Origin of the sequence: Streptomyces sp. Go-475 (genome assembly GCF_003330845.1) — a bacterium.
Taxonomy (GTDB): domain Bacteria; phylum Actinomycetota; class Actinomycetes; order Streptomycetales; family Streptomycetaceae; genus Streptomyces.
The window spans coordinates 3,675,321-3,697,298 of sequence record NZ_CP026121.1; the positions used below are offsets into that span (position 1 = coordinate 3,675,321).

The following is a 21,978-nucleotide window of genomic DNA, read 5'->3' on the forward strand; positions in this document are numbered from 1 at the left end:
GAGACTCCGATCGCCCGGACACCTTCGTCATGATCAAGCCCAGCCAGTGTCAACAACGCTCGTGATCAATACACCTAGGCGCCCCGCGGATACCGGGCCAGCCAGCCCGGGGAGGAGCCCGCCGGGCCGTGCAGGGCCGGGCCCTGGGTCATCTCCATGGCGAAGTCGTCGGCCAGTTCCAGGATGGTGGGGCGGCCCTCCAGTTCGGCCAGCCAGGCCGGCGGCAGGGCCGTCTCGCCGTGCAGGGCGCCGAGCAGGCCGCCGGTCAGCGCGCCGGTGGCGGCGGAGGGGCCGTCGTGGTTGACGGCGAGACACAGCCCGTGCCGGACGTCGGCGGCGACCAGCGCGCAGTACACGGCGGCGCCGACGAGCCCCTCCGCCGTCCCCGCCCCGCTCAGCTCGGCGACCCGCTCGGGCCCGGGCATGCCCTGCCGTACGGCGCCCAGCGCGTGCTGCAGCGCCTCCGACACGGGCTGGTGCCCGGGCCGGGCGGCGAGCAGGGCGAAGGCCCGCTGCACGGCACCGTCGAGGCTCTCGCCGAGGGCCAGGGCGTGCACGATCACGGCGTACGCGCCCGCCGCGAGGCAGGCCGTGGGATGCCCGTGGGTCTGCGCCGCGCACTCCACCGCGAGCTGGACGACCAACTGCGGCTCCCACCCCACGAGCAGCCCGAACGGCGCGGACCGGGCGGCCGCCTCGGGCCCGGCCTCGCCGGGGTTCTTCGGCGCGTCCGGGGTCCCCATGGTGTCGTCGCCGAGCCCGAGGAGCAGGGCGCGGGTGGGGTCCCTGCGCGCGTACAGCCACTCCTCCCGCGCGAGCCACCCGTCGTCCTTGCGGCGCTCGTCGGGTCCCCAGTCCCGCTGGGTGGCGGCCCAGCGCAGATAGGCCCGGTGCAGGTCGGTCGGCGGATGCCAGGCGCCGGTGTCCCGCCGCACCTGGGCCCGGATCAGCCCGTCGACGGAGAACAGGGTGAGCTGCGTGAGGTGGGTGACGGCACCGCGTCTGCCGTAGGCCGGGGCCAGGTCCACGAGCCCCTCCGCCCCGTACGCCTCCCGGATCCCCGCGACGGTCACGCCGTCGACAGGCGCCCCCAGCGCGTCCCCGACGGCCACACCGAGCAACGTCCCCCGCACCCGGCTCCGAAAGTCCTGCTGCTCCGTACGGCCCCAGACAGCACCGGCAGTCCCACCCACCCAGTCCTCCCCAGGGAACCGTCCATACGTCCGACAGCTCTGCACTGTATTCGAACGGGGACGGGGGGTTGAGGGGGCGGAATGGTGTGGGGGTGTGGACGGAGTGCTCCCGTGGTTCGGTTGTCAGCCGTACCAGGTCACGTTGCAGACATAGACACACTCATGCCGCGGTACGGCCAGAAAGCTGATGAATCCACGCCCGCCGAGCAGGTCGAACTCACGCAGTCCGGCCTCCCGGTCGTAGGGCCTGCCGACCCTCACGGCGTCGTGGCCGAGCGCCGCCAGTTCGGTGGCGAGTCGTTCCACTTCCGCCACTACCCCGGGTGGCAGCCCATTCGTCACATAGTCGGCGCTCGGGTTGTAGTCCCAGGACCAGTCCGTCACAGCCCGGCCTCTGCCTCCGCGGCCTCCCGGATGGCGTGGATCTCCGCGATGGCCTCGGTCGGGTCCTGTTCGCCGGCATCCACGATGCGCTCCAGTTCGCGCAGGCGTTCGGCACGAGCAGGGTGACGCTCGATCGCGACGAACACACCCCAGGAGTGCACGAAGGCGCGCAGGGGGGCCAGGCTCTGGGTCTGCTGGGCATGGGTCGTGGCCTCGAAGAGGTGCTGCGTGAGCGTGGGAAGCCGGCTGGGGGCGATCCGTGCGACGGCATCACGCAGCGCGTCCGGCGTCAGCTGAGGCATGGGGATCAGCGGCCCGTAGGGGCCGTCGCTCTGAGCACTCACAGTGACCTCCGGTGCAGGTGGTTCGCTCCTCGTACGGTACCGGCGAACGCCCTGGGGAACCGCTGAGACGGAACAGACCACGTGACTCGTTCCCGGCACGCTACGCCGCCTTCCGCTCGCCGGTTCGGCAGTCGCGGCAGTGGCCCGGCTGTGCTGCCCGGAAGGCGCGGTCGCAGCCGTCGCAGGTCTGGAGCGGGGCCGGGCGGAAGGTGGGTGCGGTGGGTGGTGCCGCGGGGAGGGGCGGTGGGAGGAGGGTGGTGAGGCGGTGGGCGAGGAAGGCCGCCGGGTGCTTGATCGGGTCCTGAGGGAGGCCCGCCGTCAGGGTGCGCTGGACCGCCGTGGCGGGCACGCCCCGCTCCAGCCAGGCCGACACCTGCGGGGCCAGGCGGTGCACGTCCCGCTCACTGAGCAGCAGGCGGGAGTCGAGGGCGCGCAGGCCGGTGAGGAGGTCGGCGGCGGTGCCGTCGGGCTTCGGGGCGGCGGGCTCCGGCCTGGGCGGCGGGGAGGCCGGGCGGCGCTCGGGGACGACCGGGCGGTGGGGCTTGTTGTACGAGACCGTGCGGGTTACGACTCGGCCCGATTGAAGACGCTCCTTGGCGCGCGTCAGGTAGCCGTGGGTCTCCAGCTCCCGCAGGGCCGCGGCGATCCGGATCTCGCCCTCGCGGAACTTGGCCGCCAGCGCCTTGATGCCGACCGGCGTCCCGGCGGGCAGCGACTGGATGTGGACCGCGAGGCCGATCGCTGTGAGCGACAGGTCCGGGTGCTGGGCGAGGTGGTTGCCCACCACCGTGAAGTTCTCGTCGTGGCGTTCCGTCACGTGCTGGACACCGGAAGTGCCGGACTGCGGGCGTGCGGGCGCGCTAGGCTGCTGGTCAGTCATCGGGAAGGGTCTCTGCTTCCTTGGTGATCAGGCCCTCGCACCGGGATGCCAGTCCCGGCGGGGGCCGTATTCGTTTGTTCGGTTGTCTGTGCCGACGGTGCACCACCGACTCCCCGCCACGCCAGCCGAGTTGGTGATGTTCACTCCTGCGGGTGAGCCGCGGGGGCGGTGGGGGCGGGTTGGTTCTTTCCCCGGTTCTTTGGTCTTTGGCGTCGGGACCGGCCGGGTCATGACGGGCCGCGATCCGGCGACAGTTCCGCCCACACGGTCTTGGCGTGAGCCGGTGCCGCCTCCACGCCCCAACGGGCCGCGTACGCCGAGACGATCCGCAGGCCGCGGCCCCGTTCCGCATTGTCCGCCACCGGGTCCGGGACCCGCGGCATCCGGTCACCCCGGGCATCGGTGACCTCGACGCGGAGGGTGCGGTCCGGGTGCAGCTTCATTCCCAGCCGGAAGTCCCTTCCCTGGACGCGTCCGTGCAGCACCGCGTTCGACGCCAGCTCCGCCACCACGTGCCCCGCGGCCTCGTACGGCTCGCCCCACTCGTCGAGTTGGCGCTCGGCGAGCAGGCGGGCCAGTCGCGCTCCCCTTCGAGTGGCTGACAGTTGAATCGTGAAGTGGCGTACGGGGGTGGAGATCACGGAGAGGGATTTCTGACTCATGTCACCCAGCGTGGCCATCCGTCCCTACCCTGAACAGCAACGACCCCGGTACGGAGGGTGACTGTCCGGACACTTGGCGGGGTCGTCCGGCTCGTACGTCAGGAGGGGAACGCGTGGAGGACGAGGAAGCGGCGGCCGTGCTCAGGGCGGTCGGGCGGCAGATCAAGATGTGGCGCGAGGCCGCGGGTCTGAAGCAGGCGGAGTTGGGGTCGGCCATCGGGTACGGCGAGGAGATGGTGTCGTCCGTGGAGCGGGCGCGCCGGATCCCCAAGCCGGATTTTCTCGACAAGGCGGATGAAGTGCTGGGTGCGGGCGGCAAGCTCTCCGCGATGAAGAAGGACGTGGAGGAGGCTCGGTATCCGAAGAAAGTGCGGGACCTGACGAGGCTGGAGGACGACGCCGTCGAACTCGGGGCTTATGCCAGCCTCCACATCCACGGACTGCTCCAGACACCGGAGTACGCACAGGCCTTGTACGCGATGCGGCGGCCGGCCTACACCGAGGAGGAGATCGACCGACACGTCGCCGCGCGGATGGCACGGAAGGCCGTCTTCGAAAGGGTGCCCCGTGCGCTGGTCACTTTTGTCCAGGAAGAGATGACACTGCGGCGCCCGCTCGGGGGCAAAATGGTGTTGCGCCGACAACTCGAACACCTGTTGGAGGTCAGTCAGTTGCGGCACGTCGAGATCCAGGTGATGCCCACGGACCGGGAGGATCACGCGGGCTTGATGGGCCCTTTCCGGGTGCTGAAGCTCCGAGACGGCAAGACACTGGGGCACTCAGCGGGCCAGTTGCACGACAGGGTCATCAGCGATCCCCGGGACGTTCAGGTGCTGGAGATGCGCTATGGAATGATCCGGGCGCAGGCACTCTCGCCCCGGGAGTCCCAGGCCTTCATCGAGAAATTGCTGGGAGAAGAGACATGATCTCCGTGCTGGAGTGGTCCAAGAGCAGCTACAGCGGCAACGACGATGCGGATTGCGTCGAGGTCGCGATATCCGAACCCACCATCCACATCCGCGACTCCAAGAACAAGGACGGTGCCCGTCTGGCCTTCAGCGACGGTGCCTGGTCCGAGTTCCTGAGGTTCACGGCGGAAAACTGATCCTCAGCTCTCCGGGCGTTCGAGTCGCTCAAGGCGTCGCTGAGGTGGATGCAGTCTCGCTGTCCTCCACCTCGGCGGTCTCCTCGTCCTGCTTCTTCTGGGCGAGTTCGCGCGCCAGCCTTTCCGAGTACAGCCTCATTTCCGCTTCTTTGCGCTCGTCGAACACCGATGCCTCCTTGAATGCAGGGGTGTTGGAAGGAAAAACCCAGGGGGGTGGGGACGGTCCGGCAGCCCGGCAGGGGCGCGCTAGGACCGGGGAAGGCTGGGAGCCGGGAGTGAGGGTGCCGAACGGTGGGGTTCGTCAGGGATCAGCCGCCGCACCATCGCACACCTCCCGGAAATAACTCGACCAGACCACAATCCTCTTGGCCAGAAGATTACCCCACCGGCGCCCCATTCGTCACGGTCGGATTACGCCCGCACACAGGTAATTCGCATGCCGTTCACCCGGCGAGGACAGGTCCCAGTACCGCGCGGTCGGTATCCGAAAAGTTCTCCGCCGCCTCGGAATCCAGCGCGCGGACGCGGTCCACATCGGCCCGGGCCTCCTCCGGCCGGCCCACGGCCGCGTGGAGCACGGCGCGGCGGCACAGGGCCCAGACGTAGTCCGGCCGTAGCTCCACCGCCCGGTTCAGGTCGGCCAGTGCCTCCGCGTGGCGGCCCAGGGCGGCCAGGGACGCGCCGCGGCTCGCGTAGGCCGAGGCGTAGGCGGGGTCCAGGGTCAGCGCGACGTCCAGGTCGGCGACCGCCTCCTCGTCGCGGCCCGCGGCCCGCAGCGCGTCGCCGCGTTCGCAGCGGGCCCAGGGCCAGTCGGGGCTCAGGGCGAGGGCCCGGTCGAGGTCGGCCAGTTGGCGTGCGGAGTCGCCGCTCGCCCGCCACACCCGGGCGCGGCGGGCGAGCGCCCAGGCGTAGTCGGGATCGAGGTCCAGTGCGCGCCCGAGGTCGGCGAGGGCGGCGTCCAGGTTTCCGGCGCGTGCGTGGGTGGCGCCCCGGGAGGCCCAGGCGAACGCGGCGGCGGGGTCGAGGCGGATGGCTCGGGTCAGGTCGCGGATCGCCTCGCTGTCGTGCCCGGCGATGCGGTGGTGTTCGCCGCGCAGGGCGACGTGCCAGGCGTTGCCGGGCTCCAGCGCGACGGCCCGGTCCAGGTCGGCGATGGCCGCCTCGTGGTCGCCCAGCTCGCCCCGGACTCCGGCCCGTTGCCGGTAGGCGGGAGCCAACTCCGGGTCGAGGGCTACGGCCTGGTCGTATTCGGCGAGGGCCTGCGCGTAGGCGCCCTCGCCGCGCAGCTCGCCGCCCCGTACGAGCCGGGCCCGGGCCTGGGCCGGCGCGTCGAGGGCGGCGTGGCGCAGGAGGAGGCCGAGCGCGGCGGTGACGCCTTCCGTGTCGAGGGCCGCCGTCAGGTCCCTCCCCCACCGGGCCGACGCCTCCGCGTCCGCGTCGTGTCCGGCGTCGAGCAGCGCGCGGGCCCAGCGCGCCGCCACCCCCGCGCCGGCGTCGCACGCGGCGACGAAGTCCCGCAGCGCCCGAGGCAGCGCGTCCCGCTCCCCGGCGCACAGCAGGTGGTACGTCTCCGCCAGCCGCAGTTCCCGCCACGCCTCGTCCGCCCACAGGTCCGCGGTGTCCCGGCCCGCGCCGGTCTCCTCGCGCCAGGCCCGGAACGCCCCCGCCAGCCGCCGCTGCCGCTGCGCCCACGCGCGCGGCGACCGGTGCCGCTCGGCGCGCAGCATCGGTGCCCGTACGACGTCGTGGTAGCGCAGGCGGCCGCCGTCGCGGTCGGTGACGAACGGCAGGGACCGCAGCCAGTCGTAGACGGCCTCGGCGTCCTCGTCGGGGCAGTCGGCCGCCGCCCGGAACACGTCCCCGTCCAGCCACCTCGGCAGCGCGCAGGACCGGGCTGCGGCGCGGCGGGCCGGGTCGCGCTCCCACTTCAGGAAGCGGTCCACGGCCGTGGCGCTCGGGTCGCCGACATCGCCCGGGTCGGTGGGGCGGGACTCGGCGAGGGTGGAGACCAGGACGGGGAGGCCGCCGGTGAGGCGCAGGACCTCCTCGACGACCGGTTCGGCGGTCACGCCCCGGGCGGCCAGCAGGCCACGTGCCTCCGTCTCCGTGAAGGGGGCGAGGGGCAGGTCCGTCACGAAATCGCCCAGGCCGCCCCAGAGAGCGGTGTCCAGGGGGCGCTGTCCCGCCGTGACCACCACCGTCGTGGCGGGCAGGGGGCCGTGGCGGTCGGTCGTCATCGTGGCGTGGAGCCAGGGGTCCAGGTAGGGGCCCGTGCGCTCGTACGTGTCGAGGAAGAGCACGATCCAGGGGGCGTCCGCGTCGGCGAGTTCGCGCAGCAGGACCGGGGTGAGCACCTGCTCCGGGGCCAGGACCAGCTGGAGGTCCTCGTGGTTGCGGAAGCGGGCGACGAGGCTCGCGCGCAACCGGCCCGCGCCCTCGGCGACTTGGTCCGGGTCGAGCAGTCCCGCCAGGGGGCCGACCACCGGCACCATCCCGGCGGCCACCACCCCCGCCCGGGCCGCCAGCCGCCCGCCCGCCGAGGGCTGGCCGGTCTCCTCCGCCTCCGTGTCCTGGGCCGCGAGGGCCGCCAGCTCCGCCTCGTGCCGGCGCTCGCGGTGGGCGGCGAGCAGCCGGTCCAGGTCCTTCAGGCGGCTGCCCTGGGCGGCGAACTGGCGGCTGATCTCCGCCATCGCCTCCGGCACGCTGCCGGCGCTGTCGTCGACGTACGCGGTCAGCGCGCCGCGCTCGCGGGCGATCTGCTCCAACTCCCTGAGCAGGAAGGTCTTTCCGACGCCCGCGTGCCCGTGCACGTGGAAGCGGAAGCGGTGGCGTTCGTCGTGCGGTGCGGTGTCGAAGTTGGCGCGGAAGGCGGACCGTTCGGCGGACCGGCCGACGAACCCGGCCCGGCTGCGCCGGCGTATCAGCTCCTGCACCGACGGCATCGCCTGCGCCATCCGTTCCATCCCCCTCGCCTCGCCCGACCGCCCTCGGTCGTCATTCTCGCTCAGCGGTTGGGGGGACAATCGCGGTCGCGCCCGGGAAGAATGATCGACATGGCCACCTCCACAACCTCACGCGGCGGGCTGTCCCTCGCCGCCTTGCTGCTCACCGCCACCATCGCCCTCTACATGGCGCTCGTCGCCTTCGGGAACATCACCGACTTCGGAACCAACCAGCAGTTCGTCCGTCATGTGCTGGCCATGGACACCACGTTCAAGGACGAGGACCTGATGTGGCGGGCCATCACGAACCAAACGCTCCAGGACGCCGCCTACGTCGTGATCATCGTGTGGGAGACCGTCGCCGCGCTCGTCCTCATATACGGGAGCTGGCTGTGGGCCAGACGCGACGCGGCGCGGGCCCGGCGGATGTCGACGTACGGGCTGCTGATGGTGATGCTGCTGTTCGGGGCCGGGTTCATCGCGATCGGCGGTGAGTGGTTCTCGATGTGGCAGTCGAAGAGCTGGAACGGGCTGGACGCCGCGACCCGGATCTTCCTGTTCAGCGGGGTCGTGCTGATCGTCAACCAGCTGTCGGCCCCGCGGTCGGAGTCGTCCGCTACTTGACCACCGTCACGGTCGTGCCGACCGTGCCGAACGCCCACAGGGCCGAGCCGTCCGCCTTCCGCATCCGGACCCCGCCCGTCTGCGTGCCGGACGCGGCGGGCGGCGGCGAGGCCCCGTCGACCGCGTTGGAGAAGGCGACGGAGACGCCGGACTTCGCGGCGAAGTAGACGATGTGCTCGATCCGGACGCCGTCCGAGCCGGTGGTGGCCGGGTTGCGGAACGACACCGTGTACGTGCCGGGGTCGGGGCTGACCGTGCCCGGCCAGACCGTGAACGTGCGGCGGGTCGCCTCGCTCGCGTCGACCAGCCACACCCGCTTCTCGCCGAGGGAGTAGACGATGCGCCGGCCGGTGCCGGAGCCGTCGGGCACCCGGACCGGGGCGGACGCCGTGGGCGTGGGCTGCGTCGACGCCGTGCTGCTCGGCTTGGCCGAGGTGGCGGTGGGGTGCGGGCCCTGGTCCGCCTGCACGGCCAGGACCGTCACCGCGGCTATCGCTCCTACGGTCAGCCCGGTCGTCCAGGCCCACGAAGGAAGTCGGGCAGGCACCGGCACGCATCTCCTCAGTCACGGGACCCCGCACACCCGGGGTTCCGATCATCGTACTGCGCGCGTGCCGGTCCCCTGGCGGTTCAGGGCCCCCTCCGGCCGCTCAGGGCCCGCCGAGGGGCTTGCGGACCGGGACGGGGCCCGTGCCGGCGCCGTGGGCCGTGTAGCGGGGGGAGCGCACCGGCGCCGGGTAGGCGAGGTGCACCAGCCGGGACTGCTCCTGCCGCATGTGCGTGAGCGACTCCAGGATGTAGCCCACGAGCAGGACGAGCGCCGCGATGGTCATGATCGCGGCGGCGAGCACCGCCGTGGGCAGGCGCGGCACGCTGCCCGTCCGCACGAACTCGGTGACGACGGGGATGCCGAGCACGACCGAGACGAGGGCCAGCACGCCCGCGACCAGGGTGTGCACGAGGGAGGGCCGCTCGCGGCGCGCCAGGTCGAGGATGACCCGCAGGATGCGCCAGCCGTCCCGGTAGGTGCGCAGCTTGCTCTCGCCGCCCGCGGGCCGGACCCGGTAGTCCACGACGACCTCCGCCGTGGGGAGCCGCAGGTGCAGCGCGTGGATGGTCATCTCGGTCTCGGTCTCGAACTCGCGGGCCAGGGCCGGGAAGGACTTCACGAACCGCCGCGAGAAGACCCGGTAGCCGCTGAGCATGTCGGTCACGTCGTTGCCGAACAGCGACCGCACCGCCCCGGTGAGCAGTTTGTTGCCGGCCGCGTGCCCGGTCCGGTAGGCCCCGTCGACCGTCACCCGGCGGGCGCCGACGACCTGGTCGTACGGCCCCTCGAAGAGCAGGTCCACGAGGTCCCGGGCGCGGGAGGCGTCGTAGGTGTCGTCGCCGTCGATGAGGAGCAGGGCGTCCGCGTCGACGTCCGCGAAGGCGCGGCGGACGACGTTGCCCTTGCCCTTGCGGGGCTCCGTCCGGACGATCGCGCCCGCCTCCCGGGCGATCTCCACCGTGCGGTCGGTGGAGGCGTTGTCGTAGACGTAGATGTCGGCCTCGGGGAGGGCCGCGCGCAGGTCGCGGACGACCTTGCCGACGGCCGCCTCCTCGTTGTGACACGGCACGACACACGCGATCGTCGGTTCCACGACCACTCCTCACCCGGACCGATGTCTCGTTCGGTAGGAAATCATGCGATATGAGCGCGTCTGGGCGGTGAGGGCGCGCCGGGTCGTTACGCTCGCCGTGTGCCGGTCCTCGCATCTGTGACACTGCGCGTGCGCGACACCCTCCGGGGCATCTGGCGCGAGGCCGCCAAGTTCGGCGTCGTCGGGGCCCTGGCGTTCGTCGTCGACAACGGCGGCTACAACCTGCTCGTCTTCGGACTGCCCGGCGGCGCCGGGGGCGGGGCGATGCGGGACGCCCCCGTCCAGGCGTCGGTCGTCGCGACCGGCGCGGCGGCCCTGTTCAGCTGGGCCGGGAACCGCTACTGGACCTACCGCCACCAGCACCGCGAGCAGGTGAGCCGCGAACTCGCCCTGTTCCTCGTCGCGAACGGGGTCGGGCTGGCCATCACGGCGGGCACGGTCTTCGCCTCCCGGCACCTGCTCGGGCTGGACTCGGCGCTCAGCGACAACACGGCCCGCATCCTCGGCTGGACGCTGGCGACGCTGTTCCGCTTCTACGCCTACCGGCGCTACGTCTTCGTCGCCCCCTGAGCCGTTAGCATCCGGCATATGAGACAAAAGGGACGGTTGCCGTTCGCGGAGCGCTGGATGTGGACTCTGGCCGCCGTCGCCGCGCTCTGCTGTCTGAGCACGATCCTGGTCTTCGCCCCGGGCTATCTGAGCCCCGACAGCCTCGACCAGCTGCAACAGGCGGAGGGCAAGAGACCCCTGACCGACTGGCATCCGCCCGTGCTGAGCCTGGTGTGGCGGGCGCTGATCGCCGTGACCGGCTCGATCACCTCCCTGCTCGTCCTCCAGGCCGTCGTCTTCTGGGGCGCGCTCGGGGTGCTGGCCTGGTGCGTGTGGGGGCTGACCGGGAGCCGGGGCGGTTCGCTCGCCGTGCTCGGCCTCGGGCTGACGCCGTTCGTGCTGACGTTCGCCGGGGTGGTGTGGAAGGACGTCCACGCGGCGTTCGCGCTGCTCGCCGCGTGCGCGGTCGCGTTCACCGGGCTGCGGCTGCGGGACACCCGCCCGCGTCCGGCCGTGCGCTGGGCGCTGCTCTGGCTGGGCGTGCTGTTCCTCGCCTACGCCATGCTCGTGCGCAAGAACGCCTTCGTCGCCGCGCTCCCCGTCTTCGTGATGCTCGTCCTCGCCCTGTGGCGGGCTCCCGGGCGCCGTACGTGGGTGACGTGCACGGCGGCGCTCGCGGCCGCGCTCCTCGTGCCCGCCATGGCCGTCTCCCTGTTCGCGCAGCCGCTGCGGACCGAACAGGGCGCGCAGATCATGATCGACGACCTGGTGCACGTGCTGAGCACGGACGAGCTGCGGTCGGCGGACGTGTCACCCGGCCTCAGGGACCGGCTCGTGGCCGCCGCGCGGGAGTGCCGTCGCACCGGGGCCCTGTCGGACGCCTACTGGGCCTGCTACGAACGCCCGGCGGACGGGCTGCGCGGCGACTCGGACGAGATCACGTCCCTGTGGCTGCGCGAGATGAGCGGGCATGTGCCGCACTACGTCCAGTACCGGCTGCGGCTCTTCACGAGCCTGCTGTTCGAGACCGGCTATCCGTACCACCCGGGAGTCAGCCGCAACGACGAGGGCATCGAGGTGGCGCACCCCCGGCTCGAGGACATGCTCGACACGTACGTCACCGGCATGGCCACGGACCTGCGGTGGCTGTTCCGCGGCTGGTTCTGGCTCGCCGTGGCGCTCGTGCTCGCCGTCCGCCCGGGCAAGGGCACCTTCGCGATGCCCGTCCGGGCCCTCGGCATCAGCTCGGCGGCCTACATCCTGGGCTATCTCCCGATCATGCCCGCGACGAACTACCGCTACCTGTACTGGCCCGCGATCGCCTGCGCCCTCGGCCTGCTGCTCCTCCGGCTCGGCCGGCGCACCCCTCCCCCGCCACCGGCACCCCCCGGCGCCACGGCCGACCGCGCCCTGACGGCACACCAGCCGGCGGACGCCGGGGGGCAGTAGCCGGTCGCCTCAGTCCAGCACCGGCAGCAGCTCCGGCAGGTGCCCGTCCGACTCCTGCGCCGCCCGCTGCCGCTCCTCCGGGACCTCCCCGTACAGGGTGGTGCGGGGCTTGGCGGGACGGCCCGCGGCCTCCGCCACCGCGATCAGGTCCTTGACCGACTTGTACGAGCCGTACGACGAGCCCGCCATCCGGGAGATCGTCTCCTCCATGAGCGTGCCGCCGAGGTCGTTCGCGCCGGAGCGGAGCATCTCGGCCGCGCCTTCCGTGCCCAGCTTCACCCAGCTGGTCTGGATGTTGGGGATGTGCGGGTGCAGCAGCAGCCGGGCCATGGCCGTCACCGCGCGGTTGTCCCGCATGGTCGGGCCCGGGCGGGCGATCCCCGCCAGGTACACCGGCGCGTTGGTGTGCACGAACGGCAGGGTCACGAACTCGGTGAAGCCGCCGGTGCGCTGCTGGATGGAGGCGAGGGTGCGCAGGTGCCCGAGCCAGTGGCGGGGCTGGTCCACATGCCCGTACATCATCGTCGAGGACGACCGGATGCCCAGCTCGTGGGCGGTCGTCACGACCTCGATCCAGTCGGCGGCGGGCAGCTTGCCCTTGGTGAGGATCCAGCGGACCTCGTCGTCGAGGATCTCGGCGGCCGTGCCCGGGATGGTGTCCAGGCCCGCCTCCTTGGCCGCCGTCAGCCACTCGCGGATCGACAGGCCGGTGCGGGCCGCGCCGTTGACGACCTCCATCGGCGAGAAGGCGTGCACGTGCATGCCGGGGACGCGCTCCTTCACCGCCCGCGCGATGTCGAAGTACGCCGTGCCCGGCAGGTCCGGGTGGATGCCGCCCTGCATGCAGACCTCCACCGCGCCCACGTCCCACGCCTGCTGCGCCCGGTCGGCGACCTGGTCCAGGGAGAGGGTGTAGGCGTCGGCGTCCGTGCGGCGCTGGGCGAAGGCGCAGAAGCGGCAGCCGGTGTAGCAGACGTTGGTGAAGTTGATGTTCCGGGTGACGATGTAGGTGACGTCGTCGCCGACGGCCGACTTCCGTACGTCGTCCGCGACGCGGGCGAGGGCGTCCAGCGCCGGGCCGTCCGCGTGCAGCAGGGCCAGCGCCTCGTCGTCGGTGAGCTTCGTCGGGTCGTCGGCCGCGGTGCGCAGGGCCTCGCGTACGTCGGTGTCGATGCGCTCCGGTGCCATGCCCGGGGCGGCGGCCTCGCGCAGGGCGCCCCAGTCGCCGTACACCTCGTCGAAGTCGTCCCGGCGGTCCGAGGTACGGCCCTCGGAGTCGATGGTCGTGTGCAGGTCGGTGCGGCCCGAGGCGACGAAGACCTCCTCCGGCTCCTGCCAGGGCAGCCCCTGCGGGAGGGCCTCGGGGCGGGCCATGCCGGTCTCGGGGTCGGCCAGCGCGGCCACGTGCGGGCGCAGCCGCGGGTCCAGCCAGGGCTCGCCGCGCCGCACGAACTCCGGGTACACACAGAGCCGTTCGCGCAGCTCGAACCCGGCCGCGCGGGACTTCTCGGCGAGCTGCTCGATCTGCGGCCAGGGCCGCTCGGGGTTGACGTGGTCGATGGTGAGCGGGGAGACACCGCCCCAGTCGTCGATACCGGCCCGGATCAGCCGCTCGTACTCGTCGTCGACGAGGTTGGGCGGGGCCTGGATGTTGCCGCTCGGGCCCATGAGGAGGCGGGCGACGGCGACCGTGGCGACCAGTTCGTCGAGTTCCGCGTCGGGCATGCCGCGCATCGCGGTGTCCGGTTTGGCGCGGAAGTTCTGGATGATCAGCTCCTGGACGCCGTGGTAAGCGCGGGAGACCTTGCGCAGCGCGAACAGCGACTCGGCGCGCTCCTCGTAGGTCTCGCCGATGCCTATCAGCACCCCGGAGGTGAAGGGCACGGAGGAACGGCCGGCGTCCTCCAGCACCCGCAGGCGGACGGCGGGCTCCTTGTCCGGGGAGCCGTGATGGGGGCCACCGGGCTCCGACCAGAGACGGGTCGCGGTGGTCTCCAGCATCATGCCCATGCTCGGCGCGACGGGCTTGAGGCGCTGGAAGTCGGTCCAGGACATGACGCCCGGGTTGAGGTGGGGCAGCAGGCCCGTCTCCTCCAGGATGCGGATGGAGATGGCGCGGACGTAGGCGAGGGTGTCGTCGTAGCCGTGCGCGTCGAGCCACTCGCGCGCCTCCGGCCAGCGGTCCTCGGGCTTGTCGCCGAGGGTGATGAGGGCTTCCTTGCAGCCCAGGGCGGCGCCCTTGCGGGCGATGTCCAGCACCTCGTCCGGGGACATGAACATCCCGTGGCCCTCCCGGCGGAGCTTGCCGGGGACGGTGACGAACGTGCAGTAGTGGCACTTGTCCCGGCACAGCCGGGTCAGCGGGATGAAGACGCTCTTCGAGTACGTGATGACGCCGGGCCGGCCGGCCGCCTCCAGGCCCGCGTCCCGCACCCGGGCGGCCGAGGCCGACAGGTCCTCCAGGTGCTCACCTCGCGCCTGGAGCAGGACCGCCGCCTCGGCGACGTCGAGGGAGACGCCGTCCCTGGCCCGTTTCAGGGCGCGACGCAGGGAGTTCTCGGTGGGGCCGGTTCCGGAGGTCGCGGAAGTCGTCATCCTTCGAGCATACGAGTGCGCTGATCAACAGGACCGAGCCCTGTCAGTGGAAGGCCAGCCATCCGATGCCCAGGGCCGAGACGAGACCGCTGAGGACCACGGCGAGGGGCCTGTGGCGCTGCAGCGTGAACCAGACCAGCAGGGCGGTCACCAGGACCGCGAGCGTGCCGATCGCGCCGCGCAACAGGCCCTGGCTGTAGCCGTACTCGGCGAAATGCCGCCCGAGCCACGCTAACCAGGCGATCCTCATGACTCTGTGCTGCTCCCCCCACGCACCCCGACCGGGTTGTCAGGTACCTGGAAGATATCGCGTGAGGCCGTCCAGCGCCTTCAGCACCTCCGCCTCCCCCGCCGGCGGCAGCTGCACCACGACCTCCTCGATGCCGAGGTCGGCGTAGTGGGCGAGCTTGCCCGGGGTCGGGTGGACGGCGTACGGGACGACCTGGAGGGCCCGGGGGTCGCGGCCCGCCTCGGTCCAGGCGGCGCGCAGCCGCGGCAGGGACTCGGACAGACCGCGTCCGCCGATGGGCAGCCAGCCGTCGGCGTACGCGCAGACGTCGGCGAACAGCTTCGGCCCGGCGGCCCCGCCGAGCAGCGTGCGCGGGCCGACGACCGGGCCGCGGGGCTGCTGCACGGGCTTGGGGTGCGCGAGGCTCGCCCGTACGCTCCCGAACTCCCCCTCGTACGGGGTGGGTTCCTCCGCCCACAGGGCCCGCATCAGCCCCATCCGGTCCCGGACCAGCTCGCGCCGGGTGCGCCACCGGACGCCGTGGTCCGCGGCCTCCTCCACGTTCCAGCCGAAACCGACCCCGAGGGTGAAGCGGCCGCCGGAGAGGTGGTCCAGGGTCGCGACCTGCTTGGCCAGGTCGATCGGGTCGTGCTGGGCGACGAGCGTGATGCCCGTGCCGAGCCCGAGCCGCTCGGTGACGGCGGCGGCCTGGCCGAGCGCCACGAACGGGTCGAGCGTACGGCCGTACTCGCGCGGCAGCTCCCCGCCCGCCGGGTACGGGGTGGTCCGCTCGACGGGGATGTGCGTGTGCTCGGGCAGGTACAGCCCGGCGAGACCGCGCTCCTCCAGCTCCCGGGCGAGCCGGGTCGGAGTGATCGTCTCGTCGGTGAGGAAGATCGTCACGGCGATGCGCATGCAGCATCTGTACCCGAGGGAGACTCGACTGTCCATACCGACCGGTCGGACTCCTGTGATGCTCCGGCCGGCGTCCCAACCTGTTCCGCGGAACAGCGTCGGCGGATTCCCTTCCCTTGCACGCCAGTTCACGGGGGACTACAAGAGTTCCCACGCACCACCCTGCACCGCCCGTGCCACGTCACCGACGACACCTGGGAGCAGCAGCATGTGCGAGGACCACCACGGCGGGCTCGGACGGCGGGCGCTGTTCGTGACGGGAGCGGCCGCCGCGCTTACCGTGGGGAGCGTGAGTTTCGCCGCAGCGGACGACGGCGGCCGGGAGAGCAGAACGGTGCGCGGCACCCTGCCGCCCGGGTCGCCCGACTTCGTGTACGTGCCGGTCGAGGTCCCGGGCGGGGTCCGGGAGATCAAGGTCGCCTACACCTACGACCGGCCGACCGTCCCGGCCGGCACCACCGGCAACGCCCTCGACATCGGCATCTTCGACGAGCGCGGCACCGAGCTGGGCGGCCGGGGCTTCCGGGGCTGGTCGGGCGGGGCGCGCACGGAGTTCTTCATCCGCGCCGACGACGCCACGCCCGGCTACCTGCCGGGCCCGGTGCGCGAGGGCACCTGGCACATCGCGCTCGGCCCGTACACGGTCGCCCCGCAGGGCCTCGCCTACGAGATCACGATCACGCTGACGTACGGCGAGCCGGGCGAGGCCGTCGAGCCCGTGTACCCGCCGGAGCGGGCCAGGGGCCGGGGGCGTGCCTGGTACCGGGGCGACTGCCATCTGCACTCCTGGTACTCCGACGGCCGCCGCACCCCCGCCGAGATCGGCGAGCTGGCCCGGGCGGCGGGGCTGGACTTCATCAACTCCTCCGAGCACAACACGCACGCGGCGCACGCCCACTGGGCCGACGTGGCCGGGGACGACCTGCTGGTGATGCTGGGCGAGGAGGTCACCACCCGCAACGGTCACGTGGTCGCGCTCGGCACCGACCCGGGCACCTTCGTCGACTGGCGCTACCGGGCCCGCGACAACCGCTTCGGCCGGTTCGCCCGGCAGATCCGGCGCGCCGGCGGCCTGGTCGTCCCGGCCCACCCGCACGCCACCTGCGTCGGCTGCAACTGGAAGTTCGGCTTCGGCGAGGCCGACGCGATCGAGGTGTGGAACGGCCCCTACACGCCCGACGACGAGGTGGCCCTCGCCGACTGGGACAGCATGCTGGTGGCGTCCGTGCGGGACGGGCGCGACTGGATCCCGGCGATGGGCAGCAGCGACGCGCACCGCGCCCCGGACCCGGTGGGCAGCCCGCAGACCGTCGTCCTCGCCGACGACCTGACCCGCCGGGCCATCCAGGAGGGCATCCGGGCGGGACGGTCGTACGTCGCCGAGTCCGCCAGGGTCGAGCTGGCGTTCCGGGCGTCGGGCGGGCGCGGGGAGCACGCGGGCATCGGCGAGCGGCTCACCGTCGGCCGCGACACCCCTGTCACCGTCCGCCTGGAGGTCACGGGCGCCCCGCGCTGCACGGTCCGCTTCGTCACCGACCAGGGGGTGCTGCACACCAGTGCCCCGCTGCCGGTGTCCGGCTCGGGTGTCGTCGAGTGGCGGACGACGCCGTCGTACGCGGCCTACGTTCGGGCGGAACTGCGCCACGAGGCGGCGGCGGGCCCGGTGCCGGGGGCGTTGGCGGCGTTCACCAACCCGATCTTCCTGGGGCGCGGCTCGGGGTGAGGCCCGTACGTCACCCGGCGGGTTCGATCCGGAGGACGGCGGCGGTGTCGCGGATCTCGACGATCTCCAGGCTCATGGCGTCGTTGATGGTCGCCACGGTTCCCCGGTCGCAGCGCAGTTCGACGCCGCCGCCGCCCGCCGACGACACGCCGCCGCCACCGGAACAGCCCGAAACGCTGTAGCCCGGCCCCGTCAGCGGCGCGGCCATCTCGACCCCGTCGCCGGTGATCGCCGTCACCTCGATCGGCCCGAGGCCGTACCTGGCCGGCACCGTCACGACGTCCCCCACGGCGACCTCGGTCTCGCACGTCCCGTCGGCGCACGGCCCGGTCGGCGAGGGCGACGGCCGGGCCGTCTCGGTGGGAGTCGGCATGGGGCCGGTCGCCGGCGACCCGGAGCCGGACACGCCCGGCCGGGCCTCGGCCGCGGAGCCGTCCGCAGAGTCCGAGGAGCACGAGGTGAGAGCGGTGAACACACCGGCGGCGAGGAGGGCGACGGCGGTGGATGACGTTCTGCGCATCATGCCCGCCATGAAACCCCGCCCCGGCCGGGACCCCTCCCGGGGATCAGCCGCCGTCCGTGGCCGCCAGGTCGGCGACGACCGCCGCGTGGTCGGAGGGCCAGACGCCGTCGACCGGGCCGGCGCAGGCGCGGCGCACCGAGCGGACGTGGCCGAGGCCGTGGGGGCCGGGCGGGCCCACGTGGATGTAGTCGATGCGGACGCTGGGCTCGTGGGTCGGCGCCACGTACGGGTTGGCCGCGTCCCAGGTGGCGGAGGGGGCGGCCGGGTCGGCGTACTCCCAGGCGTCCAGGAGCACTTGGCCGGGCACGGCCGGGGCGGTCTTGTAGCCGCCGAGGAGGCGGACCTCGTCGGAGTCGGGCCAGGCGTTGAGGTCGCCGGTGACGACGGTGGGGAACGGGGTGTCGCCCCGGTGCCGGGCGATGAACGCGGCGAGCGCGGCGACCTGGCCGCGGCGGACCGCCGAGGCGTGCACCGCGGAGGTCAAGTGGGCCGTGAAGAAGGGGATGTCGTGGCCGGGGCCGGCCAGGCGGGCGTAGAGGGCCAGCCGGCCGTCGTCGGTGTCGGCCGGGGCGGGCAGCGGCAGCACGTCCTGGTCGACGACCGGCCACCGGCTGAGCACGGCGTTGCCTATGTCGACGGTGGGGTCGCCGATCCGCCGCCGCCAGCGCTCCGGGGCGTGCGAGGCGGCCCAGGCGCAGTGCAGGCCCAGCTCACCGGCGAGCCACTCGGCGAGGTTCTCCCCGTCGGCGGCCCACACCTCCTGCAGGCCGACGACGTCGGGGCGCAGCTCCCGCAGGGCCGTGAGGATGGCCTTCTGCCGCGCCTGCCACGGCCCGAAGCGCCACCACAGGTTCCAGGTCACGATCCGCACCACCGGCCACCCGCTCCCGTCCCGCCACGTCAGGGGAGCATCATTGAAGCAGGAACCATTGGAGAAACCGTGAGAGCCTCGTGTGAAGGAGTGCCGCCGCCGATGTCCCGCCGCACCGACCTGAGGTTCCGCGCCACGACCGCCTTCCAGCGCCGCGTCAACCCGCTCCTGCGGCGCCTGCCGTTCCAGACGGTCCTGGAGACCAGGGGCCGCGTCTCCGGGCTGCCCCGCCGGACACCGGTGGGCGGCCGCCGCGTCGGCGACTCCTTCTGGCTGGTGTCCGAGTTCGGCGAACGCTCCCAGTACGTGCGCAACATCAAGGCGGACCCGCGCGTGCGGGTGCGGATCCGGGCCGGTGGCACGAGGGGACGGCGCGGCCGCTGCCGGACGACGATCCGGTGGCCCGGCTGCGGCGGCTGCCCCGCGTCAACAGCCTGGGGGTGCGGGCGTTCGGGACGGATCTGCTGACGGTGCGCGTGGATCTGACGGACGTCTGAATCCTTTTGCTCAGGTCAGGTTCATGTCGTCCCAGGTCCAGCGGCCGGCGGGTCGACCGTCGAGGGCGATGCCCCAGGGAAGCGCCGGCTCCTCGGGCGGCGGCACTTCGTCGTCCTCTTCGAGGTCCGGGGCACGGCCGAGCAATGTGCTGACGGCCTCCTTCTGCCCGACCTCCTCCAAACGCTCCAGCAGCACGTCGACCGCCTCCGGGTCCGAGACGTCGGTGTCAGAGGCGGCCCGGCGCGCGAGCGACGCCAAGGCCTCGCCCTCGTCCAGACGGTCGAGGGCGACGAGGAGTTCCCCGATGCCCTCGGGGTCGTCGACGTCCGCGTGCGTCACCACCCCGCGGTCCAGCAACGCGGCGACCTCGGCCCGCATGCCGAGTTCATGGAGCAACTCCAGCAGCTCCGCGACAGGCGAGGGGTGGAGGATGTCGCTCTCACCGGCCGCGCGAGCGGCCACCGCGACGGCCTCCTCGGGCCGGTCGTAGGTCAGCAGGGTATGCACCAGCCAGGGGACGGCATCCGGGTCGGAGCAATCCGCGGAGGCGCCTGGGTCTCGGGCGAGGAGAGCGTGCACGGCTTCCGTCTGCCCGAGTTCCTCAAGGGCCTGGATGAGCCAGGACACGGCTTCCGGGTCGGCGAGGTCGGCGTGCGTCTGTGGAGCCCGGCCGAGCAGTGCGGTGATCGCGTCGCGCAGATCCTGCTCCCGCAGCGTGTCGAGAAGCGTCGCCACGTTGTTGGTGTCGCTGATGTCGGTCTCGGCCACCACCCGCTCGGCCAGAACAACGGCGTGTGCCGGGCTATGGGTGTTCAGTTCCCTCAGCAGAGCCGGAAGGAGGGCCATGTCTGCCGCATCGGCTTCGTGGGCGGCGCGAGCGGCGAGTACGCGGTAGGCATCGTCGAGCCCCAGGGTGCGCAGAGACGCCAACAGGTCGGCGCAGGGACCGGCATCGGTGGCGTCCGACGTTTCCACGGCGCGTGCGGCCAGCAGCACGGCGGCACCCTGAAGTCCTGCCGTCCGCAACCTCTCCAGCAAGTAGGCGACCGCCTCGGCGTCATCGCAGTCGACGTGGATCTCGGGCTCCCGCCGCATCAGCGCGTCGACCGCCGCACACTGCTCTGCCCCGTGGAGCGCGTCGAGGAGGAGCCGCACACCGTCCGGATCGTGCAAAGGGGCGTGGTGGGCGACCCACAGGCGGCCCGTGCCTCGCGGGTCGTTGTCGTCGTCCAGCAGGTCGGCCAGAAAACTGGCACACGTCGGGTGACCGACGGCGACGGCCTTGTGCCACAGGCGGGCCGCCTGCGTCAGGTACCCGCGCTGGAAGGCGGACCAGCCGAGATCCATGAGGTCGTCCGCGTCCGCGGTGTGGTCCAGCATGGCGCGCCACAGGGAGGGCGTCCCGGGCCGGTCGGCGGGCTCGACGCGGACGTGCTGGACGAGGTAGTCGGCCGGTTCGTACACGGCATCGCTGCCGGACCGGGTGAGTGGTGTGTGCATCGCGGTCAAGGTGTGCCGTATGTCGGTGCGCCGCCCGTCATCCCGTTCCCCCGTGCTCAGGGCCTTCAGGACGGCGTCGGCCCAGCCCGCACCATCGGGTCGGCGCCGCGGGTGCAGCGCGCCGTCGGCGGCGTCCGCGAGGAGTCCGGCAGGAAGGGGACGACGGTGACCCAGGTGCCGTGCGTCGAGGGCAGCTGTGAGCACGGCGTGTTCCACGTGGCTGAAGTGGCTCCCGGGTCCGCATCGGTAGGCGGCGAGAAGGGCAGGGCCTCCGCTGAGGTGCTGCACGACCCGGCCGTCCGCCACCCCCGCGCGCAGCGCGTCGGCGGGCCGACGGTCCCCACCGGCTTCGGCGACTTGTGCCACGGTGCGCCATTCCCGCAGTTCGGCAGCCGAGAAGTGGTCGGGCACCATGACCCGGCGGCATGCGGCGCAGTCGAGCAGTCCCCGGACCTGGCCGTGCGGATCTCCGGCACGGCCGGGGCGCGTCAGTTCCTCCCAGTACGGATCGGTCCACAGGGTGCCCACGGCGGTGAGTCCGCGGGTCGCAACCAGTAACCGGCGCAGCTCGGCCGCCGCCTGCTCCGCGTCGTGGCCGTAGAAGAACCGCTGGGCCTCGTTGAGCCAGAGGACCGTCCTCGGCTCGAAGTTCCCTTCCAGCAGAAGGCGCAGCAGTTCACCGGAGGTCGACGGGCGCAGAAGCCGGTGATGGGGAGCGAGCTCGCCCAACGCCTCGAACAACGCCCGGGTCTTACCGGTGGCCGAGTCGCCCGTGAGCATCAGCAGCACCGATTCCCTGCCCGCCAGGGCCGGCGTGAGGTACGTGCGCAGTTCGGCATCGTGCGCTCTGGGCATGTAGGGGGTGAGGAAGGGGTAACCGCCGGGGTCGGGAGCCGCCAGCACGGCTCGGTGCACTTCGAGAGCTTGCGGGTCCACGTCGGCGACGCACGGCTCATCGGTCTTCACGCGAGCCCGGTCCGCGCGCCGTCCGCCGGAGGCCGCCGGAGGCTTGGCCGCTGTCCACAGTGCGCGAAGCTCGTCCACATCGGCGGTATCGGCTCCCATGTGCCGGGCGAGTGCGGCAACCGTGGTCCACGTGGGGTCTTTCGGGTGGTTGTTGAAGGCCTGGCTGATCGTGGTGCGTCCGAGCCCGGTACGTGCTCGCAGCTGGTCGATCGTGAGCCCGGCGCGCCCGCGCAGGTCCCTGAGCCGCTCCCGCACTTTCGCCATGTTCCCGGAGTGCGCCGGATCGCCTTCCACCCCTGCTCCCCCGCCTCGGCCAGTCCGCCCACCGTTCAGCGTTGTTCATTCTCGTCCAGGTGAACCATGGCGAACACAGGAATCGCCAG

The 21,978-nt window shown here is 72.5% G+C and carries 21 protein-coding genes and 1 pseudogene; 7 read left to right on the top strand and 15 right to left on the bottom strand.

All coding sequences use genetic code 11. The features are described from left to right. Positions 1–74 precede the first annotated feature (74 nt). The 5 genes from C1703_RS16790 to C1703_RS16810 all read right to left on the bottom strand — a co-directional run bounded on the left by C1703_RS16790 (position 75) and on the right by C1703_RS16810 (position 3,463). On the bottom strand, positions 75–1,193 hold the full coding sequence (locus tag C1703_RS16790; protein WP_114253642.1) for an ADP-ribosylglycohydrolase family protein: 1,119 nt from the start codon (positions 1,191–1,193) through the stop codon (positions 75–77). A 123-nt stretch (positions 1,194–1,316) separates the two neighbouring features. Beyond that, positions 1,317–1,577 (bottom strand): hypothetical protein, encoded by a 261-nt coding sequence (locus C1703_RS16795; protein ID WP_114253643.1) that lies wholly within the window; start codon positions 1,575–1,577, stop codon positions 1,317–1,319. After that, entirely contained in the window at positions 1,574–1,921 is a 348-nt protein-coding gene (locus C1703_RS16800) for a DUF6247 family protein (RefSeq protein WP_114253644.1), read from the bottom strand. Before C1703_RS16800 ends, C1703_RS16795 begins: the two co-directional genes overlap by 4 nt. A 100-nt stretch (positions 1,922–2,021) precedes the next feature. Then, entirely contained in the window at positions 2,022–2,738 is a 717-nt protein-coding gene (locus C1703_RS16805) for a helix-turn-helix domain-containing protein (RefSeq protein WP_114253645.1), read from the bottom strand. A 290-nt stretch (positions 2,739–3,028) separates the two neighbouring features. Further along, positions 3,029–3,463: an ATP-binding protein gene (locus C1703_RS16810; RefSeq protein ID WP_114257458.1), complete on the bottom strand. Its 435-nt coding sequence runs from the start codon at positions 3,461–3,463 to the stop codon at positions 3,029–3,031. Positions 3,464–3,576: 113 nt separating this feature from the next. On the opposite strand from C1703_RS16810, the gene C1703_RS16815 reads away from it, so the two are divergent. Next, positions 3,577–4,389: a helix-turn-helix transcriptional regulator gene (locus C1703_RS16815; RefSeq protein ID WP_114253646.1), complete on the top strand. Its 813-nt coding sequence runs from the start codon at positions 3,577–3,579 to the stop codon at positions 4,387–4,389. After that, positions 4,386–4,568: a DUF397 domain-containing protein gene (locus C1703_RS16820; protein ID WP_114253647.1), complete on the top strand. Its 183-nt coding sequence runs from the start codon at positions 4,386–4,388 to the stop codon at positions 4,566–4,568. Before C1703_RS16815 ends, C1703_RS16820 begins: the two co-directional genes overlap by 4 nt. A gap of 28 nt (positions 4,569–4,596) precedes the next feature. Here C1703_RS16820 and C1703_RS38970 read toward each other — a convergent pair whose 3' ends face one another. Both C1703_RS38970 and C1703_RS16825 read right to left on the bottom strand, forming a co-directional pair. Further along, entirely contained in the window at positions 4,597–4,734 is a 138-nt protein-coding gene (locus tag C1703_RS38970) for a hypothetical protein (RefSeq protein ID WP_157993121.1), read from the bottom strand. Between the two features lie 277 nt (positions 4,735–5,011). Next, the gene (locus tag C1703_RS16825) at positions 5,012–7,522 is read right to left on the bottom strand and encodes a tetratricopeptide repeat protein (RefSeq protein ID WP_232840505.1); all 2,511 of its coding nucleotides are present in this window, start codon (positions 7,520–7,522) and stop codon (positions 5,012–5,014) included. A gap of 99 nt (positions 7,523–7,621) precedes the next feature. On the opposite strand from C1703_RS16825, the gene C1703_RS16830 reads away from it, so the two are divergent. Then, positions 7,622–8,134 (top strand): DUF2165 domain-containing protein, encoded by a 513-nt coding sequence (locus C1703_RS16830; RefSeq protein WP_114257459.1) that lies wholly within the window; start codon positions 7,622–7,624, stop codon positions 8,132–8,134. Here the strand turns inward: C1703_RS16830 and C1703_RS16835 are convergent. Beyond that, positions 8,127–8,681, bottom strand: a complete 555-nt coding sequence (locus C1703_RS16835) for a hypothetical protein (RefSeq protein WP_198678192.1) — start codon at positions 8,679–8,681, stop codon at positions 8,127–8,129. The two genes, C1703_RS16830 and C1703_RS16835, sit on opposite strands and share 8 nt — an antisense overlap. Positions 8,682–8,784: 103 nt before the next feature. Continuing rightward, entirely contained in the window at positions 8,785–9,783 is a 999-nt protein-coding gene (locus tag C1703_RS16840; RefSeq protein ID WP_114253650.1) for a glycosyltransferase family 2 protein, read from the bottom strand. Positions 9,784–9,876: 93 nt separating this feature from the next. Here C1703_RS16840 and C1703_RS16845 point away from each other — a divergent pair, with 93 nt between their 5' ends. Together C1703_RS16845 and C1703_RS16850 are read left to right on the top strand one after the other, a co-directional pair. Further along, complete coding sequence (locus tag C1703_RS16845; protein ID WP_114253651.1) at positions 9,877–10,347, top strand: GtrA family protein; 471 nt, start codon at positions 9,877–9,879, stop codon at positions 10,345–10,347. Positions 10,348–10,365: 18 nt separating this feature from the next. Continuing rightward, the gene (locus tag C1703_RS16850; RefSeq protein WP_114253652.1) at positions 10,366–11,775 is read left to right on the top strand and encodes a hypothetical protein; all 1,410 of its coding nucleotides are present in this window, start codon (positions 10,366–10,368) and stop codon (positions 11,773–11,775) included. Positions 11,776–11,784: 9 nt separating this feature from the next. Here C1703_RS16850 and C1703_RS16855 read toward each other — a convergent pair whose 3' ends face one another. The 3 genes from C1703_RS16855 to C1703_RS16865 are packed head-to-tail and all read right to left on the bottom strand — an operon-like array spanning position 11,785 to position 15,514. Then, positions 11,785–14,370, bottom strand: a complete 2,586-nt coding sequence (locus C1703_RS16855; protein ID WP_114253653.1) for a bifunctional FO biosynthesis protein CofGH — start codon at positions 14,368–14,370, stop codon at positions 11,785–11,787. Between the two features lie 43 nt (positions 14,371–14,413). Then, entirely contained in the window at positions 14,414–14,620 is a 207-nt protein-coding gene (locus C1703_RS16860) for a hypothetical protein (protein ID WP_114253654.1), read from the bottom strand. Positions 14,621–14,659: 39 nt separating this feature from the next. Then, entirely contained in the window at positions 14,660–15,514 is an 855-nt protein-coding gene (locus C1703_RS16865) for an LLM class F420-dependent oxidoreductase (protein ID WP_114253655.1), read from the bottom strand. A 208-nt stretch (positions 15,515–15,722) separates the two neighbouring features. Here C1703_RS16865 and C1703_RS16870 point away from each other — a divergent pair, with 208 nt between their 5' ends. Next, entirely contained in the window at positions 15,723–17,237 is a 1,515-nt protein-coding gene (locus C1703_RS16870; protein WP_114253656.1) for a CehA/McbA family metallohydrolase, read from the top strand. Positions 17,238–17,247: 10 nt separating this feature from the next. On the opposite strand, the gene C1703_RS39725 is transcribed toward C1703_RS16870, so the two are convergent. Together C1703_RS39725 and C1703_RS16880 are read right to left on the bottom strand one after the other, a co-directional pair. Further along, the gene (locus tag C1703_RS39725; RefSeq protein WP_232840507.1) at positions 17,248–17,760 is read right to left on the bottom strand and encodes a hypothetical protein; all 513 of its coding nucleotides are present in this window, start codon (positions 17,758–17,760) and stop codon (positions 17,248–17,250) included. A gap of 43 nt (positions 17,761–17,803) precedes the next feature. Continuing rightward, complete coding sequence (locus C1703_RS16880; RefSeq protein WP_114257461.1) at positions 17,804–18,631, bottom strand: endonuclease/exonuclease/phosphatase family protein; 828 nt, start codon at positions 18,629–18,631, stop codon at positions 17,804–17,806. 102 nt (positions 18,632–18,733) lie between these two features. Between C1703_RS16880 and C1703_RS16885 the strand changes: the two are divergent. Continuing rightward, a pseudogene (locus C1703_RS16885) lies at positions 18,734–19,128 on the top strand (nitroreductase/quinone reductase family protein). Positions 19,129–19,138: 10 nt separating this feature from the next. Here C1703_RS16885 and C1703_RS16890 read toward each other — a convergent pair. Continuing rightward, positions 19,139–21,859 (bottom strand): helix-turn-helix transcriptional regulator, encoded by a 2,721-nt coding sequence (locus C1703_RS16890; RefSeq protein ID WP_114253657.1) that lies wholly within the window; start codon positions 21,857–21,859, stop codon positions 19,139–19,141. Positions 21,860–21,978: the final 119 nt, after the last annotated feature.